15 protein-coding genes are annotated in these 15,920 nt (G+C 49.0%); all 15 read left to right on the top strand.

The features are described from left to right. Positions 1-72 precede the first annotated feature (72 nt). Positions 73-1,086, top strand: a complete 1,014-nt coding sequence (locus tag G5253_RS04030; protein WP_266134470.1) for a glycosyltransferase — start codon at positions 73-75, stop codon at positions 1,084-1,086. Between the two features lie 9 nt (positions 1,087-1,095). Beyond that, a complete protein-coding gene (gene gmd / locus G5253_RS04035) occupies positions 1,096-2,208 on the top strand; it encodes a GDP-mannose 4,6-dehydratase (protein WP_266134469.1) in 1,113 nt (370 codons plus the stop codon). Between the two features lie 4 nt (positions 2,209-2,212). Continuing rightward, on the top strand, positions 2,213-3,178 hold the full coding sequence (gene fcl / locus G5253_RS04040) for a GDP-L-fucose synthase (protein WP_266134468.1): 966 nt from the start codon (positions 2,213-2,215) through the stop codon (positions 3,176-3,178). Continuing rightward, complete coding sequence (locus G5253_RS04045) at positions 3,162-3,644, top strand: GDP-mannose mannosyl hydrolase (RefSeq protein WP_209794902.1); 483 nt, start codon at positions 3,162-3,164, stop codon at positions 3,642-3,644. Before fcl ends, G5253_RS04045 begins: the two co-directional genes overlap by 17 nt. Positions 3,645-3,648: 4 nt before the next feature. Continuing rightward, positions 3,649-5,055: a mannose-1-phosphate guanylyltransferase/mannose-6-phosphate isomerase gene (locus G5253_RS04050; RefSeq protein WP_266134467.1), complete on the top strand. Its 1,407-nt coding sequence runs from the start codon at positions 3,649-3,651 to the stop codon at positions 5,053-5,055. Continuing rightward, positions 5,056-6,504 (top strand): phosphomannomutase, encoded by a 1,449-nt coding sequence (locus G5253_RS04055; protein WP_323137649.1) that lies wholly within the window; start codon positions 5,056-5,058, stop codon positions 6,502-6,504. Positions 6,505-6,660: 156 nt separating this feature from the next. Next, entirely contained in the window at positions 6,661-7,401 is a 741-nt protein-coding gene (locus tag G5253_RS04060; RefSeq protein WP_266134466.1) for a glycosyltransferase family 2 protein, read from the top strand. After that, a complete protein-coding gene (locus tag G5253_RS04065) occupies positions 7,398-8,357 on the top strand; it encodes a UDP-glucose 4-epimerase family protein (RefSeq protein ID WP_266134465.1) in 960 nt (319 codons plus the stop codon). The genes G5253_RS04060 and G5253_RS04065 overlap by 4 nt, the downstream gene beginning before the upstream one ends. Further along, positions 8,354-8,902 (top strand): sugar transferase, encoded by a 549-nt coding sequence (locus tag G5253_RS04070; RefSeq protein WP_266134464.1) that lies wholly within the window; start codon positions 8,354-8,356, stop codon positions 8,900-8,902. The genes G5253_RS04065 and G5253_RS04070 overlap by 4 nt, the downstream gene beginning before the upstream one ends. A gap of 65 nt (positions 8,903-8,967) precedes the next feature. Further along, complete coding sequence (locus G5253_RS04075; RefSeq protein WP_266134463.1) at positions 8,968-10,929, top strand: polysaccharide biosynthesis protein; 1,962 nt, start codon at positions 8,968-8,970, stop codon at positions 10,927-10,929. Positions 10,930-11,132: 203 nt separating this feature from the next. Continuing rightward, positions 11,133-12,239, top strand: coding sequence for a dTDP-glucose 4,6-dehydratase (gene rfbB / locus G5253_RS04080; RefSeq protein WP_266134529.1), 1,107 nt, complete (start codon positions 11,133-11,135; stop codon positions 12,237-12,239). Further along, complete coding sequence (rfbD, locus tag G5253_RS04085; protein WP_216954300.1) at positions 12,239-13,126, top strand: dTDP-4-dehydrorhamnose reductase; 888 nt, start codon at positions 12,239-12,241, stop codon at positions 13,124-13,126. The genes rfbB and rfbD overlap by 1 nt, the downstream gene beginning before the upstream one ends. Before the next feature lie 99 nt (positions 13,127-13,225). Beyond that, positions 13,226-14,113 (top strand): glucose-1-phosphate thymidylyltransferase RfbA, encoded by an 888-nt coding sequence (gene rfbA, locus G5253_RS04090; RefSeq protein ID WP_266134462.1) that lies wholly within the window; start codon positions 13,226-13,228, stop codon positions 14,111-14,113. Positions 14,114-14,217: 104 nt separating this feature from the next. Continuing rightward, positions 14,218-14,757 carry a dTDP-4-dehydrorhamnose 3,5-epimerase gene (gene rfbC / locus G5253_RS04095; protein ID WP_266134461.1) on the top strand — a complete coding sequence of 180 codons (540 nt, stop codon included), beginning with the start codon at positions 14,218-14,220 and terminating at the stop codon, positions 14,755-14,757. Positions 14,758-14,806: 49 nt separating this feature from the next. Next, positions 14,807-15,865: an LPS O-antigen chain length determinant protein WzzB gene (locus G5253_RS04100; RefSeq protein WP_266134460.1), complete on the top strand. Its 1,059-nt coding sequence runs from the start codon at positions 14,807-14,809 to the stop codon at positions 15,863-15,865. The last annotated feature ends 55 nt before the right edge of the window (positions 15,866-15,920 follow it).

Below are 15,920 nucleotides of genomic sequence, written 5' to 3' on the forward strand. Positions count from 1 at the left end.
TTCTGTCCAGATTATAAGGTGTGGATGGGCGGCGTAAATTATTATCTTCGATTATGCCAGGCATTGTCGAAGATGGAAGAAGATATAAAGTTGGTCGTATTTCTTCCGCGTGGTACATTAGTTGATATAAAATCTCAGTTTGAGCAGTGCCATAATGTATCCGTTGTCGATATTCACTCAACAAAACAGTCAATATCGTCATTGTTGTTGTCCCTAATCTGGGGCGTGGATTATAAATTTGAACGTTTAGCTGCAAAGCACGAACTTGATGTGGTCATTGAAAACGCATCTTTCTATGGATGGCGAACCAAGTTACAATGCATTGGCTGGGTTCCTGATCTCCAGCATATATTTTTGCCACAGTATTTTTCTCTGTTTTCTAGAGTGAAGAGGAATATCGGTTTCTATCTTCAGTCTCTGCTTAGAGACCGCATTATCGTCAGTAGTCAAGATACTAAAAATACATTTGTTGATTTTTATAGGGTTGGCAATCCTGAAAAAATAGGGGTGGTTAGATTTGCTCTTGAATCGATGATAAATGCTCACCCTGATGTTGAGATTAAGAGTAAGTATGGATTGCGGGATAAATATGTTTTTATGCCAAATCAATACTGGCCTCATAAAAATCATAGAATTGTTGTCGAGGCGTTATCTATATTAAGGCGGAATGACTCTGTTCCTGTACAGATAGTTTCTGTTGGAAGCACGAGCTCTGATACATATGAATCTGTAGCTGAACTGATTAACGAACGTAACGTTACTGATGATTACAAAGTTCTGGGTTTTGTTTCTGAGTCAGATATGCGCCAACTGTTTATAAATTCTGTGGCGGTATTGAATCCTTCCTTGTTTGAAGGCTGGAGCTCTTCAGTTGAAGAAGCAAAATCATTTAATAAGATGATGATTCTTTCTGATATACCAGTGCATCACGAGCAGGCAAGTGACAATGTATGTTTTTTCAAGGCCAATAGTGCTAGTGATTTGTCGAGACATCTTATCGAAGATGAATTCCCTCATATTATAAATTCACCTAAAGTAGATTTCTTTGGGCGATTTATCGATGATCTTAAAACAGTTCTAAAGTAAGGAAAGAAAATGAATAAAGTTGCACTTATTAGCGGGGTTACAGGTCAAGACGGTTCTTACTTGGCTGAGCTTTTGATCGAAAAAGGGTATGAGGTTCATGGCATTGTTCGTCGAGCTTCTCTTTACAATACACAGCGAATTGATGAAGTCATAAGCCGTTCGAATGGGCATCTCAAGCTTCACTATGGTGACCTGACCGATACATCCAATCTGGTTCGTCTGGTGCGCGAGATTCAGCCGGATGAGATCTATAACCTTGGTGCTCAGTCCCACGTTGCCGTTTCTTTCGAATCGCCCGAATACACCGCTGATGTGGATGCAATGGGCACTCTGCGCCTGCTTGAGGCCATTCGGATTTGTGGTCTTGAAAAGAAAACCCGTTTTTATCAAGCCTCAACATCAGAACTTTATGGCTTGGTGCAGGAAATCCCTCAGAAGGAAACCACTCCTTTCTATCCGCGTTCGCCTTATGCCGTCGCCAAGATGTATGCCTACTGGATCACCGTCAACTATCGCGAGTCCTACGGCATGTATGCCTGTAATGGCATCTTGTTCAACCACGAGTCACCACGTCGCGGTGAGACCTTTGTAACACGCAAGATCACCCGTGCCATTGCCAATATTGCCCAAGGACTTGAGAAATGTCTGCAGTTAGGGAATATGGATGCACTGCGTGATTGGGGTCATGCCAAGGATTATGTCCGCATGCAGTGGATGATGTTGCAGCAAGCGCAGGCCGAGGATTTCGTTATTGCGACTGGCAAGCAAATTTCTGTGCGTGAATTTGTGCGTATGTCAGCTCTTGAGGCGGGTATCGAGCTGGCGTTTAGCGGTGAAGGTGTGAATGAGATTGCAACCGTGGCGGCAGTAAGCGGTGACAATGCGCCGGGCGTAGCGGTGGGTGATGTGATTGTTCGTGTCGATCCCCGCTACTTCCGTCCGGCGGAAGTGGAAACTCTGCTTGGGGACCCGACTAAAGCCAAGAGCAAGCTGGGGTGGGTGCCGGAGATCACCGTCGAGGAGATGTGTGCCGAGATGGTGGCTGCGGACCTCGACAAGGCCAAACAGCATGCCCTGCTCAAGGCCAATGGCTTCGATGTATCCCTGTCGGTGGAGAACTGATCCTATGAGCAAGAAACGTGTCTTTGTCGCAGGACACAGGGGGATGGTCGGCTCGGCCATCTGCCGTCAACTGGCTGATCGCGATGATGTGGAGTTGATCGTCCGTTCCCGAAACGAGCTTGATCTCACCCGCCAGGATGCAGTTGAACGTTTTTTTGCCACCGAGGCGATCGAGGAGGTATATCTCGCCGCGGCCAAGGTGGGGGGCATCCACGCGAATAGCACTTATCCAGCCGAGTTTATTTATGAGAACTTGGTCATGGAGTGCAACATTATCAATGCGGCTCACTTGGCGGGTGTGCAGAAGTTATTATTTTTGGGATCTTCCTGCATCTATCCCAAGCTGGCCGAACAGCCGATGGCCGAAGTGGCATTGTTGACTGGCATACTGGAAGCCACCAATGAGCCTTATGCGATTGCCAAGATTGCGGGCATCAAGTTGTGTGAGTCCTACAACCGGCAATATGGACGTGACTATCGCAGTGTGATGCCAACCAACCTGTACGGCGATAACGACAACTTTCATCCTGAAAACTCCCACGTGATTCCCGCCCTGATGCGCCGTTTCCACGAGGCCAAGCTGCAAGGTGCGAGCGAGGTCGTGGTGTGGGGCACCGGTGCGCCGATGCGGGAGTTCCTCCATGTGGATGACATGGCCGCAGCCAGTGTCCATGTGATGGAACTCCAGACAGATATCTATCAAGCTCATACCCAGCCCATGCTCTCCCATATCAATGTGGGAACCGGGGTCGATTGCACCATCCGTGAGATGGCAGAGACTATGGCTGAGGTGGTGGGATACACCGGCCAGGTGGTCTTCGATGCCAGTAAACCCGATGGTACACCTCGCAAGCTGATGGACGTGGCCCGCCTCTCCGAGCTGGGCTGGCGCTATCGCATCGATCTGAAAGAGGGGCTGACGATGACTTATCGCTGGTTCCTGGAGCATCAGGATGACTTTCGAAAATAAGCAGAGCCATCGGCTGGATAAGGAGACTTTCGGGCAGGTCGTGGCATCTGCCCCATTAATCTCTATTGATCTTGTCGTTCGCAATGGACAAGGCCAAGTACTGCTGGGACGGCGTGTCAATCGGCCGGCTCAAGGGTTCTGGTTTGTACCCGGTGGACGTGTTCGTAAGGATGAGCGACTGGCTGATGCATTCTGGCGGCTAACCGATGAAGAACTCGGCCATCATGTGGCCATGTCGAGTTCCCGCTTCCTCGGGCCCTATGAGCACTTCTACGATGACAATTTTTCTGGCGAGGGATTTTCCACTCACTATGTGGTGCTGGGTCATGAAGTTCAGTGGCAGGAAAATTTGATGGCACTGCCGCTGGCACAACACGATCTTTACCGCTGGTTCACCGTAGAGGAGTTGCTCTCAGCCAGCGATGTTCATCAACATACCAAAGATTATTTTGTAAATAGGATCTAGCTTGATGTTATTACCCGTCATCATGGCTGGGGGATCGGGCTCCCGCTTGTGGCCTCTCTCCCGTACCCTTTTCCCCAAACAGTTTTTGCCGTTGAATGGCGATGCAACCATGTTGCAGGAGACATTGCAGCGTATCGCTTCTCTTGAACATCAGCCTGCCTTCATCATCTGTAACCAAGAGCACCGTTTTATCGTGGCTGAGCAGCTACGTAAGGCCAATCTTCCCCATGGCGGCATAGCGCTGGAACCTGTCGGGCGTAATACGGCTCCTGCTGTGGCTATTGCGGCCTTGCATGCCCAAGCGCAGGGACAAGATCCGCTGCTGCTCGTGCTGGCTGCTGATCACGTTATCCAGAATACCTCGGAATTTTGCCATGCCGTACAGGCTGCCATGCCCCTGGCCGAAGAGGGAAAGCTGGTGACTTTTGGCATAGTGCCAACCTCACCTGAAACCGGATATGGCTATATCTTGCGTGGTGACGCGGTTGAGCAGGGGGCTTCCACTGTGGCTGCCTTTGTTGAAAAACCCGATTTCGATGTTGCTTGCGCCTACCTGGCGGATGGTCGCTATTTATGGAACAGCGGTATGTTCCTGTTCAAGGCTTCGGCCTACTTGAACGAACTCCGTCAGTTTTGCCCGCAAATGGTGGATGCATGCAAGCAGTCTTTGGAACTGGCTCAGGATGACCTTGACTTTATCCGTCTGGCTGAGGCGGCCTTTTGTGCTTGTCCGGATAATTCTATCGACTATGCCGTGATGGAGAAAACTCGACAAGCCGTCGTCATGCCGCTGGATGCCAGTTGGAGTGATGTTGGCTCTTGGTCTGCGCTGTGGGAAGTGAGTGCCAAGGATGAGCAAGGCAATGTGCTGCGTGGGGATGTATTGACCGAAGCTACGCGCAATAGCCTGATTTATTCACAACATCGACTGACGACTGCGGTTGGTGTCGAAGATCTGGTGGTGGTAGAAACCAAGGATGCGGTCCTGGTAGCTCATAAAGAGCGGGTCCAGGAGGTCAAGGGAATCGTGGCTCAGCTCAAGCAGGCGGGTCGCTCCGAGCAGTTGCAACATAGAGAAGTATTCCGCCCTTGGGGTAGTCATGATGCTATTGCGGATGGGCTGCGTTATCACGTCAAGCAGGTGATGGTTAAACCCGGTCAGAAAACAGCAGTGCAAATTCATTATCACCGCGCCGAGCACTGGATCATTGTTTCTGGCACGGCGCGTGTTACCCGTGGTGATGAAACGTTTCTGATTTCAGAGAATGAATCTACCTACATTCCTGTCGGAGTGGCACATGCTATTGAAAATCCCGGCAAGATCCCGTTAGAAATTATCGAGGTGCGCACAGGTATTTATCTGGCAGAAGATGACATCGTGCGTATTCCTTCAACAGGAGTGGGTTATTGATTGATATTTGCACTATTTGGATGGTGGCTGATGCTTAATACAAAAAATGTAATTGGTGCGAGTGGTGTGCAATTTGGCACCAGCGGTGCCCGTGGCTTGGTTGTCGATTTTACCCCCGAAGTATGTGCTGCTTTCGCGCATGCTTTTGTTGCCATATTGCGCACAGAATTTGCGCCCAAGCAACTGGCGTTGGCTATTGATAACCGCCCCAGCAGTTATGCCATGGCGCAGGCCTGCGCTGCTGCATTACTACAAGCTGGGATTGAGCCTATTTATTATGGGGTGATCCCGACTCCGGCATTGGCTTATCAAGCGATGCAAGATAAAATGCCGTGCATCATGGTCACGGGCAGCCATATTCCGTTTGATCGTAATGGTCTGAAATTCTATCGACCTGATGGCGAGATAACCAAGGCTGATGAATTAGCGATTTTGGCGGCTGAGGTTGAGTTTGATTCCTTGCCTGTGTTACCTGAGTTGATTGCCAGCCTACGGGCAGCCGAAAATTATTGTGCTCGTTATACCTCTTTGTTTGCTGCAGATATGTTGGCGGGTAAGCGTATTGGTATTTATGAGCATTCCAGCGCCGGTCGTGAACTCTATGCTCCATTATTTAAGTCTTTGGGGGCAGAGGTTGTTCGTATCGAGCGTAGCGATAAGTTTGTACCGATCGATACTGAAGCGGTAGGTGAAGAAGATAAAGCTAAGGCAAGGCGGTGGTCTACCAAATACCAACTGGATACAATTTTCTCTACCGATGGTGATGGAGATCGACCTTTGGTTGCCGATGAAAATGGCCAATGGTTGCGTGGCGATATTCTGGGGCTGTTGTGTGCTACTGCTTTAAGCATCGATGCTTTGGCAATCCCAGTTAGCAGTAATACTGTTATTGCTACTTGTGGGCGATTTAACAAGATACAATTGACCAAAATTGGTTCGCCGTATGTGATCGCCGAGTTTGCTCAGTTAGCTAAGCAGTATTCCCGCGTAGCAGGCTTTGAGGCAAATGGTGGCTTCTTGTTGGGCAGTGATATAGATCTTGACGGCAAGCCGTTGGCAGCCCTGCCAACCCGTGATGCAGTGCTACCTTTTTTGATGCTGTTAGCTGCTGCAAATAAGAGCACTATATCAGCTTTAGTAGATGCCTTGCCCGCCCGGTATACCCATTCCGACAGAATTCAAAATTTTGCCACTGTTCGTAGCCTTGCGATTTTGGTTGAGGGCCTTAGAGACCCGCAAGACTTGTTAGTGAAGCTTGGTTTGAACGATGCACAGCTGATATTGGTGGATACTACAGATGGTTTGCGGTTGACATTAAGTAATAGTTGCGTTATCCATCTGCGCCCCTCGGGTAATGCCCCTGAATTACGTTGTTATGTCGAGGCGGAGGATATGGCAAAGGCGAAAACGTTGGTGGAGAAGGTGTTAACTAGAGTGATGCTGTTATAATTAAAACATACTAAAATGTACAATAAATTTTGATTAAACTATCCCCGCAATGCGGGGATATAAAATAATGATAGTAGTCGCTGAGTTTATTTTTAAATCGGTATGGCAAATTTTTTAAAAGGCTGGTTTTTATATGGCTAAATGGGCAGAGTTAAAATGAAAGTCTCTATTATTACCGTTTGTTACAATTCAGGAAAAACGATTGAAGACACGATTCGCTCTGTAGAAAACCAAACATATAAAAACATTGAGTATATCATTGTTGACGGTGGCTCAACTGATCAAACGAATGAAATCGTAAAAAAACATTCAAATATTGTCAGTATTCATATCAGCGAAAAAGATAATGGGCTGTATGACGCTATGAATAAAGGCATTAAGTTGGCAACAGGTGATGTTATTGGTATTTTGAATTCCGATGATGTCTTAGCCAGTAATACAATAATAGAAGAAATAGCTGTTTTAATAAAGGAGGTCGATGGTGTTTATGGTGATGTCGGTTTTTATGATAAATCATTAAACAAGAAAACACGTCATTATTCATCCAAGGGATTTCACAAAGCTAGGTTTTCAAGAGGGTTTATGCCTGCACATCCCTCATGCTATTTTAAAAAGGAATTGGTTAACAGAATTGGTTTATATAGTTTGAATTTCAAAATAGCAGCTGATTTCGATTTCTTAGTTAGAGCCTTCTCAGTTCCCAATGTTAATTTTTTGTATTTTCAAAATGAAATTGTAAAAATGCGAGAGGGTGGTATAAGTACCTCAGGATTATCTGCTAATATTTTATTGAACAAAGAAATTATACAGTCCTGCAGAAACAATGGCTTGCCATGCTCTTGGTTATCAATATTGAGTAAGTATCCAGAAAAAATCATGGGGTTAATATTTAAATGATTTTAATAACCGGTTCAAATGGCTTTCTTGGTTCGTGGTTGGTCAATACTTATCAAGGGAAAAAGCTGTCACTGCTTGACCGTGATCCGGTTAGCAAGCATTCAGGTTACCCGTATTTATCTGCGGAAATTAACAGTACAGATGATTATTCACAAGCCTTGGCTGGTTGTGATGCTGTGATCCACTGTGCTGCTCGTGTTCATATTATGGATGATAAAGTAGAAAATCCGTTGTCTTTATATCGTGAGGCTAATACTGCAGGGGCGCTAAATCTTGCCCGCCAAGCGATGTACAATGGTATCAAACGGTTTATATTTATTAGCAGTATTAAAGTTAATGGTGAATCTTCGCGGAAGGGGCAACCATTCACTGCGAATGATGACCGCCTTCCGCAAGATAGTTATGGGCTATCAAAATCCGAAGCGGAAGTCCAGTTATTAGACCTAGTAAAAGGTTCAGAGATGGAGGTGGTGATTATTAGGCCAACATTAGTCTATGGGCCTGGTGTAAAAGCTAACTTTGCCTCATTGTTTCGGCTCGTTTCTAAAGGGATTCCGTTGCCGTTTGGTTGCATTAACAAAAACAAACGAAGTCTGGTTTCTATAGATAACCTTGTCGATTTGATAGTGACATGTATTGACCATCCTAATGCAGCTAATCAAGTTTTTCTTGTTTCTGATGATCATGATCTCTCGACGTCAGAGATAGTTCACGAGATGGCAATAGCATTGGGTAAGTCTGCTTGGCAGTTGCCCGTTCCGATGTGGTGTTATAAGTTGGCAGGTAAACTATTTAACAAATCGGATGTTATCGATAGATTAACGGGGTCGTTGCAGGTGGATATTCATCATACCAAAGAAACCTTGAATTGGATGCCCCCGCAATCGTTGCAAGCCGGTTTTAAACAAACGGCGCAAGCCTTTCTTGAATCAAAAATGAGTCGTGAAAATAAATGATACGTTTAATCGATTTTATTGCATCGTTGTTTGGGCTACTTTTTTTATGGCCTGTTTTGTTGGTAGTCACTCTGATTGGCTTGTTTGACACAGGTTCACCCATTTTTGTACAAGAACGGGTTGGGCGTTACAAAAAGCCATTTAAGCTGATCAAATTTCGTACTATGTCAGTCGATACCCAGTCTGTGGCAAGTCACTTGGCGAGTAGCAGTTCTATCACCAAGCTGGGTGCATTTTTACGAAAAACTAAAATTGATGAACTGCCACAACTGATCAATGTGCTTAAAGGTGAGATGAGCCTAGTTGGGCCACGGCCTAATCTCTTTAATCAGGAGGAACTGATCAAAGAGCGTGATGCATTGAGGGTTTATGAGGTGTTACCGGGTATTACTGGCTTGGCACAGGTGCAAAACATCGATATGTCGACCCCAGCATTGCTTGCAGCAACAGATCGGCAGATGATCGATACCCTCACATTATCTAGCTACTTTCGTTATATCATCATGACGGCAACCGGCAGCGGTGCTGGTGATGCAGTTGGGTAGAAATAGTATCGCAGCGAGTAGCCTCACCTTATTTTATTCACCGCTATTAACGAGATGGCGCCATTATGTTGACCTCTTTCTTGGCTATCCCCCGTGCTTATAAACGTGGGATCAGTGTCTGTGCTGATCTGTTCTTACTAACCTTGGCCTTTTGGGGGGGGTATTGGGTTCGGCTAGATGTAAATATTCCGTTGCAGAGTGCGCAGCACTGGCAAATGCTGGGGTTACTGCTGCCGATCACCATCGTAATCTTTATACGGTTAGGGCTGTATCGCGCGGTATTACGCTATGTCGGTTTCAAGGTGTTGTGGACGGTGTCACTGGGCGTTCTTCTATCAACAATGTCTTTGGTTATGCTTGCATTTTTTATGGAGGTGCAACTTCCTCGAACCGTATCAGTGATCTATTTTGCTTTTTCAGTATTGCTGGTCGGTGGTGTGCGGCTTTTTTTCCGGGCGCTGGTACAGCGCAGTGGTCAGCAACGAGTGGCGGTGCTGATTTACGGTGCAGGATCTTCTGGTCGGCAGTTACAACTGGCCTTGAATCAAGGGCGGGAGTACCTGCCGGTGGCGTTTGTCGACGATGATCCTGCGTTGGTTAAAACAGTGATCCAGGGGGTGAACGTTTACAGCACCGAAGCTATCGAGGAGTTGACTGAGCGCTTTGATATTAAGAAGATCTTGTTAGCCATGCCTAGTGCCTCGCGTAGTGTCAGGCAAGCGGTAATAAATCGACTTGAACAGTGCCCATGTGAGGTTCTTTCTATCCCTGGTATGGCAGACCTGGTTGAGGGAAATGCTCATATCGATGAGCTTAAAGAGGTCAGTATTGAGGATTTATTGGGGCGTGATGCAGTTGCCCCGATCCCAGAGCTGATCAACGCCAATATATCTGGCAAGCGAGTGATGGTGACGGGGGCGGGGGGGTCTATCGGCTCTGAATTGTGTCGCCAGATCATCCGTTGCAAACCCGCGCAGCTGGTGTTGTTTGAGCTGTCTGAATATGGCTTGTATGCCATAGATAAGGAGCTGCAAGAAATAAGTCAACAAGAAGGGTTGCAGGTCGAGATAGTGCCATTGCTGGGGTCTGTGCAGCGACAGCATCGCTTGCAAGCGGTGATGAGTACCTTCCAGGTACAGACGGTTTATCATGCCGCGGCATACAAGCATGTCCCTTTGGTTGAATACAACGTGGTTGAGGGGGTGCGCAATAATGTGTTTGGCACCCTTTACTGCGCGCAGGCAGCCATCAAGGCCAAGGTTGAAACCTTTGTGTTGATTTCAACTGATAAGGCGGTGCGCCCCACTAACACTATGGGCACCACTAAACGATTGGCCGAACTGGTATTGCAATCGTTAGCTGCCGCGCAGCGGCAAACTCGTTTTTGCATGGTGCGTTTTGGTAATGTGTTGGGCTCTTCGGGCTCAGTGGTGCCGCTGTTTCGCAAGCAAATCCGCGATGGTGGCCCCTTGACCTTGACCCACCCCGACATCATTCGGTATTTCATGACCATTCCTGAGGCATCGCAACTGGTGCTTCAGGCTGGTGCCATGGGGCAGGGGGGAGATGTGTTTGTGTTGGATATGGGTGAGCCGGTCAAGATCATTGATTTGGCGCACCGGATGATCCGCTTGAGTGGCCTGAAGCTCAAGAGCGACAGTCACCCAGCTGGCGATATTGAAGTGAAGATCACCGGTTTGCGCCCCGGTGAGAAGCTGTTTGAAGAGCTGCTAATTGGTGAGCAGGTTGAGGGTACTGCCCATCCCCGGATCATGAAAGCCTCAGAGTCGATGTTGCCATGGCCACAACTGCGGGCGTTTTTGGCCGAGCTCGATAGCGCGTGTTTCCGCTTTGATCATGAGCAGATTCGTAGCCTGCTGTTAAGTATGCCTACCGGTTTTAATCCTACCGACGGGATCTGCGATCTGGTGTGGCAGGCAAAAAATACTTTGTCGCATGAACCTAGCCTAGGTGTGGTCGAGGACATTGATTTTCTTAATTCAGAGAGTCATCAGCCGATGCATTAAACTGTGTGTTTTATGGGATGCATACTGTTTTCGTAAATGACTGCGCAGATAGATGGACAGAGGGGCAACATGTTGAGCATCAATAGCTTGTTTGGGCCGAAGCAATCCTCTGTCCTAATCATGGGCAATGCTCTGTCAAAGTGTAGCCTTCAAGCATGTCTTGTCAGTCGGTCTTATATCGCAGAAATGCTCGCTTAAATATGTTGAGAATTCTCGTTACCGGTGGCGCTGGTTTTATCGGCTCTGCCGTGGTGCGCCATATTATCCGTGATACCCAAGATTCCGTTATCAATCTCGATAAACTCACCTATGCCGGCAATCTGGAATCCTTGGCCGATGTATCGTCAAGCGAGCGTTATGTGTTTGAGCAGGTGGATATTTGCAATCGCGCCGAGCTGGATCGGGTGTTTGCTCGGCACCAGCCTGATGCGGTGATGCATCTGGCCTCCGAGAGCCATGTTGACCGCTCCATTACAGGGCCGGCTGACTTTATCGAGACCAATATCGTCGGCACCTATATGTTGCTGGAAGCGGCTCGCGCTTACTGGAACGGTCTGGACGAGGTACGCAAGGCGGCCTTCCGCTTCCACCATATCTCCACCGACGAGGTGTATGGTGATCTGCCTCATCCGGATGAAGTGGCTGCCGGTGAACCATTGCCGCTCTTTACCGAGACCACCCCCTACGCCCCCAGCAGCCCCTATTCTGCCTCCAAGGCTTCCAGCGACCATCTGGTGCGCGCTTGGCGCCGCACCTACGGTCTGCCGACCATCGTCACCAACTGCTCCAACAACTACGGCCCGTACCACTTCCCCGAGAAGCTGATCCCGTTGGTCATTCTTAACGCGCTGGATGGCAAGCCGTTACCTGTCTATGGCAAGGGCGACCAGGTCCGTGACTGGCTCTACGTGGAAGATCACGCGCGTGCGCTCTACAAGGTAGCGACCACAGGCGTGGTCGGTGAGACCTACAACATCGGCGGTCATAACGAGAAGCAGAATCTGGAGGTGGTACACACCATCTGCGATCTGCTGGACGAGATGGTGCCGAAGGTGGGCTCTTATCGTGAGCAAATCACCTATGTGGCGGATCGCCCTGGCCACGATCGCCGCTATGCCATCGATGCGACCAAGATGAGCGCAGAGCTGGATTGGCAACCGCAAGAGACCTTTGAATCCGGTATTCGCAAAACTGTGCAGTGGTATCTGGATAACCAGCAGTGGGTCAGCAACGTCAAGAGCGGTGCCTACCAGTCCTGGATTGAGCAACACTATTCCTCGATTGAACAGAATGATGGGGAGCGTGCCTGATGCATATTCTGCTGTTTGGCAAAAACGGCCAGGTAGGCTGGGAGCTGCAACGCGCACTGGCGCCGCTGGGGCGCATCACTGCCGTTGATTTTGACTCCACCGACTATTGCGGCGATTTCAGCAACCCGGCAGGGGTGGCCGACACTGTACGTCTGGTCAAGCCGGATGTGATTGTCAACGCTGCGGCCCACACCGCAGTCGACAAGGCGGAGAGCGAGCGTGAATTTGCCGAGCTGCTCAACGCGACCAGCGTGGCAGCGATAGCCAAAGAAGCGGAAGCATTGGGTGCCTGGTTGGTGCATTACTCCACCGACTATGTATTTGATGGCAGCGGTGAGCGCCCCTGGGGGGAAACCGATGCAACCGCCCCGCTCAACGTCTATGGCGAAACCAAGCTTGCGGGTGAGCAAGGGGCCGCACTTTGTTCCCGTCACCTGATCTTCCGCACCAGCTGGGTTTACGCCGCCCGCGGAGCCAATTTTGCCAAGACCATGCTGCGCTTTGGCAAAGAGCGTAGCGAGATGTCAGTGATCAATGACCAGTTTGGCGCTCCGACCGGCGCCGAGTTGCTGGCCGATTGCACCGCCCATGCTCTCCGCGTGGCGCAGCGCAAACCCGAGGTCGCCGGGCTGTACCATCTGATTGCCTCCGGTACCACCACCTGGTTTGACTACGCCCAGCTGGTGTTTGCCAAAGCCAGAGAGGCTGGCGTTGAACTGGCGGTGACACAACTCAATGCGGTGCCGACCAGCGCCTTCCCTACCCCGGCCAAACGCCCCCATAACTCCCGCATGGATACCGGCAAATTCCAGCGCACCTTCGATCTGGTGCTGCCGGAGTGGACAGTCGGTGTGGAGCGGATGTTGACCGAGATCCTTGGCAAGTAAATTACTGGCCAGGGATGTAGTGACTGCCTCCCTGGCTGCCAGGGATAAAACGGAAAGGTGGCCTAAAGCCATGCTTCCTCTATATAAGAAACAAGCATCATGACCAAACGTAAAGGCATTATTCTGGCCGGCGGCTCAGGCACCCGTCTCTATCCGGTAACCATGGCAGTGAGCAAGCAGCTGTTGCCTATCTATGACAAGCCGATGATCTACTATCCTCTCAGCACCCTGATGCTGGCGGGAATTCGCGATATTTTGATCATCAGCACGCCGCAAGATACCCCCCGTTTTGAGCAATTGCTAGGTGATGGCAGTCAGTGGGGCCTGAGTTTGCAATACAAGGTTCAACCAAGCCCGGACGGGTTGGCACAAGCCTTTATTCTGGGTGCAGAGTTTATCGGTTCAGACCCCTGTGCACTGGTGTTGGGGGACAACATCTTCTACGGCCACGACTTGCAGAAACAGTTGGAGGCGGCAGTGGCCAAAGAGAGCGGTGCTACCGTCTTTGCCTACCATGTGCATGACCCCGAGCGTTATGGGGTGGTTGAGTTTGATAAAGAGGGCACCGCGATCTCTCTGGAGGAGAAGCCACTGGAGCCCAAGAGCAACTATGCGGTAACCGGCCTCTATTTCTACGACAACAGCGTGGTCAAGATCGCCAAGAGTCTGACGCCGTCGCCCCGTGGCGAGCTGGAGATAACCGATGTAAACCGTATCTACCTGGAACAAGGTAATCTGTCGGTGGCCATGATGGGCCGTGGTTATGCTTGGCTTGATACCGGTACCCACGAGAGCATGATTGAAGCGAGCAACTTTATTCAGACCATCGAGACCCGTCAGGGGTTGAAAGTCGCTTGTCCTGAAGAGATCGCTTTTCCCAAGGACTTTATCGATGCCGACCAGTTGCGAGCGCTCGCTAACCCGCTGGTAAAAAATGGATATGGTCAATACCTGCTGCAGTTGCTCGCCACGCAATCTGATGTGTGATTCAAGTGGGGTTTGCGAGCGGAAAGGGAAGCTGTCAAGCTACAGCCGAGGAAGTTAAACAGTAAGCGATCGGTCATCCGGTTTTTTTTCGCATGGATTTATCAATGCAATATCGTACAACATCGCTGGCGGAGGTTATGATCCTTACGCCCACAACCTTTTCTGATCATCGTGGCCAATTTCGCGAGTGTTTTCGTCAAGATGAGTTTGAACAACACTGTGGCCATTATCCGCTGGTGCAAGACAATCTGAGTCGTTCGATCGGGGGCACGTTGCGAGGTTTGCATTATCAACACAGCCGGCCACAGGGTAAACTGGTGCAGGTCATCAGTGGGAGCATTTTTGATGTTGCGGTTGATATCCGGCCCACGTCGCCTACGTACGGGCAATGGTTGGGTTGTCTATTAAATGCAGAACTCGGCGAGCTTATCTGGATTCCCCCCGGTTTTGCGCACGGTTTTTATGTGCTAAGTGACAGCGCGGATGTTTTTTACAGATGCAGCGATTATTATCATCCCGGTGATGAAACTGCTATTCGATGGGATAGCCCTAATCTGGCGATAAAATGGCCATTATCTGAGCGGTGGCCCTTACTGCTATCGGATAAGGATCGCCTGGCCCCTTGTTTTGTCGGTGCCCCATAATTGTGCCTCTGTCGTAATATTTTTAACATTGATAATGAAGAGAGAAGAGATGAGCGAAAAAACGCCAGTTATTCCTAACCAGTGGGTGCAAGCACCTGTACCAAAGGAAATCGATCTACGTGAGCTGGTATTGGTATTGTGGCGCCAAAAATTATTGATATTGTTGGTTTCTGGTGTATTTGCCGTTGCAGGAATTGCCTATGCCCTATTGTCGCCACAAGTTTGGTCTGCTAAGGCGGTGATCTCGGCACCACGTAACGAAGATCTGCGTCCTATGTTACGAGTAGCCAGCCAGGCCAACCTGTTTGGGATAAGCGACTTTCCCGATGCAAATCAGGTATATGGTGAGTTTGTTGCTCAGTTCAACTCTTATGAGAATCGTCGCAATTTTTTGAAGGACAGTTCATTTTTCAAAGAGCAAGTCCAAGCAGCTAAGTTGGATCAGCCCGCGCAGCGCCTATGGTTACGTAAGTGGTCCGAGTTAATCTCTGCCGAGGCCGTTGATAAAAAGGGGGAAAGACCCGGTATTATCATCTCGAGCAGCGCAAATAACTCAACTCAAGCATTAACTCTGTTGGAAACCTACATTCAATTCATTATTGAAAAGCAACAGCGTGAATTGGTTAGTAACCTGACTGAACAACAGTCAACCAAAATTGCTGCCTTGAGTACTAGATTTAAATTAACCAAGGACGATGCCGAGCGAGCTTTAAAACATGAGCGCGATAATCTGGTACTAACAATCTCAATCGCCAAAGCGGCTGGCATTGAACGCCCATTAACAAACTATAATAACAGTGAGCGCTTTTTGCCCACTTTGGGCACCAAAGGGTTGGAGGAAAAACTGAATGTGCTCAAAACTCTAGAGCTGACTGCGTATCAACCCAAGCTTATCGATCTTCAGGTACAGATTGATCGCCTTAAGGCTGTGAAAATGGATGGCATCAGCTTTCGACCGTTCTCATATCTTGATGCTCCAGAAGAGCCGCTAAGCCGCGATAAACCTAAGCGCCCATTGATAGTTGTATTGGCAACCTTACTTGGGGGCATGTTGGGTGTTGCGATTGTGCTGGTACGTCATGCCTTTCGTCGGCCAGAAGAAGCATAATCTTTTTGAGGGAGCAGAGGGGGCAATTAGCCCCCTCTCTTTTTATCTGTATCTT

The sequence above is a fragment of the Aeromonas sp. 602658 genome (assembly GCF_049173005.1).
Taxonomy (GTDB): domain Bacteria; phylum Pseudomonadota; class Gammaproteobacteria; order Enterobacterales; family Aeromonadaceae; genus Aeromonas; species Aeromonas veronii_A.

Bases quoted from the DNA above. Each gene is read 5' to 3' on its own strand.
- G5253_RS04070 (WP_266134464.1), top strand. From the start codon at position 8,354: ATGATACGTTTAATCGATTTTATTGCATCGTTGTTTGGGCTACTTTTT.
- G5253_RS04045 (WP_209794902.1), top strand. From the start codon at position 3,162: ATGACTTTCGAAAATAAGCAGAGCCATCGGCTGGATAAGGAGACTTTC.
- G5253_RS04060 (WP_266134466.1), top strand. From the start codon at position 6,661: ATGAAAGTCTCTATTATTACCGTTTGTTACAATTCAGGAAAAACGATT.
- G5253_RS04100 (WP_266134460.1), top strand. From the start codon at position 14,807: ATGAGCGAAAAAACGCCAGTTATTCCTAACCAGTGGGTGCAAGCACCT.
- G5253_RS04030 (WP_266134470.1), top strand. From the start codon at position 73: ATGGAAGAAGATATAAAGTTGGTCGTATTTCTTCCGCGTGGTACATTA.
- G5253_RS04065 (WP_266134465.1), top strand. From the start codon at position 7,398: ATGATTTTAATAACCGGTTCAAATGGCTTTCTTGGTTCGTGGTTGGTC.
- rfbA (WP_266134462.1), top strand. From the start codon at position 13,226: ATGACCAAACGTAAAGGCATTATTCTGGCCGGCGGCTCAGGCACCCGT.
- fcl (WP_266134468.1), top strand. From the start codon at position 2,213: ATGAGCAAGAAACGTGTCTTTGTCGCAGGACACAGGGGGATGGTCGGC.
- G5253_RS04050 (WP_266134467.1), top strand. From the start codon at position 3,649: ATGTTATTACCCGTCATCATGGCTGGGGGATCGGGCTCCCGCTTGTGG.
- gmd (WP_266134469.1), top strand. From the start codon at position 1,096: ATGAATAAAGTTGCACTTATTAGCGGGGTTACAGGTCAAGACGGTTCT.
- G5253_RS04075 (WP_266134463.1), top strand. From the start codon at position 8,968: ATGTTGACCTCTTTCTTGGCTATCCCCCGTGCTTATAAACGTGGGATC.
- rfbD (WP_216954300.1), top strand. From the start codon at position 12,239: ATGCATATTCTGCTGTTTGGCAAAAACGGCCAGGTAGGCTGGGAGCTG.
- rfbC (WP_266134461.1), top strand. From the start codon at position 14,218: ATGCAATATCGTACAACATCGCTGGCGGAGGTTATGATCCTTACGCCC.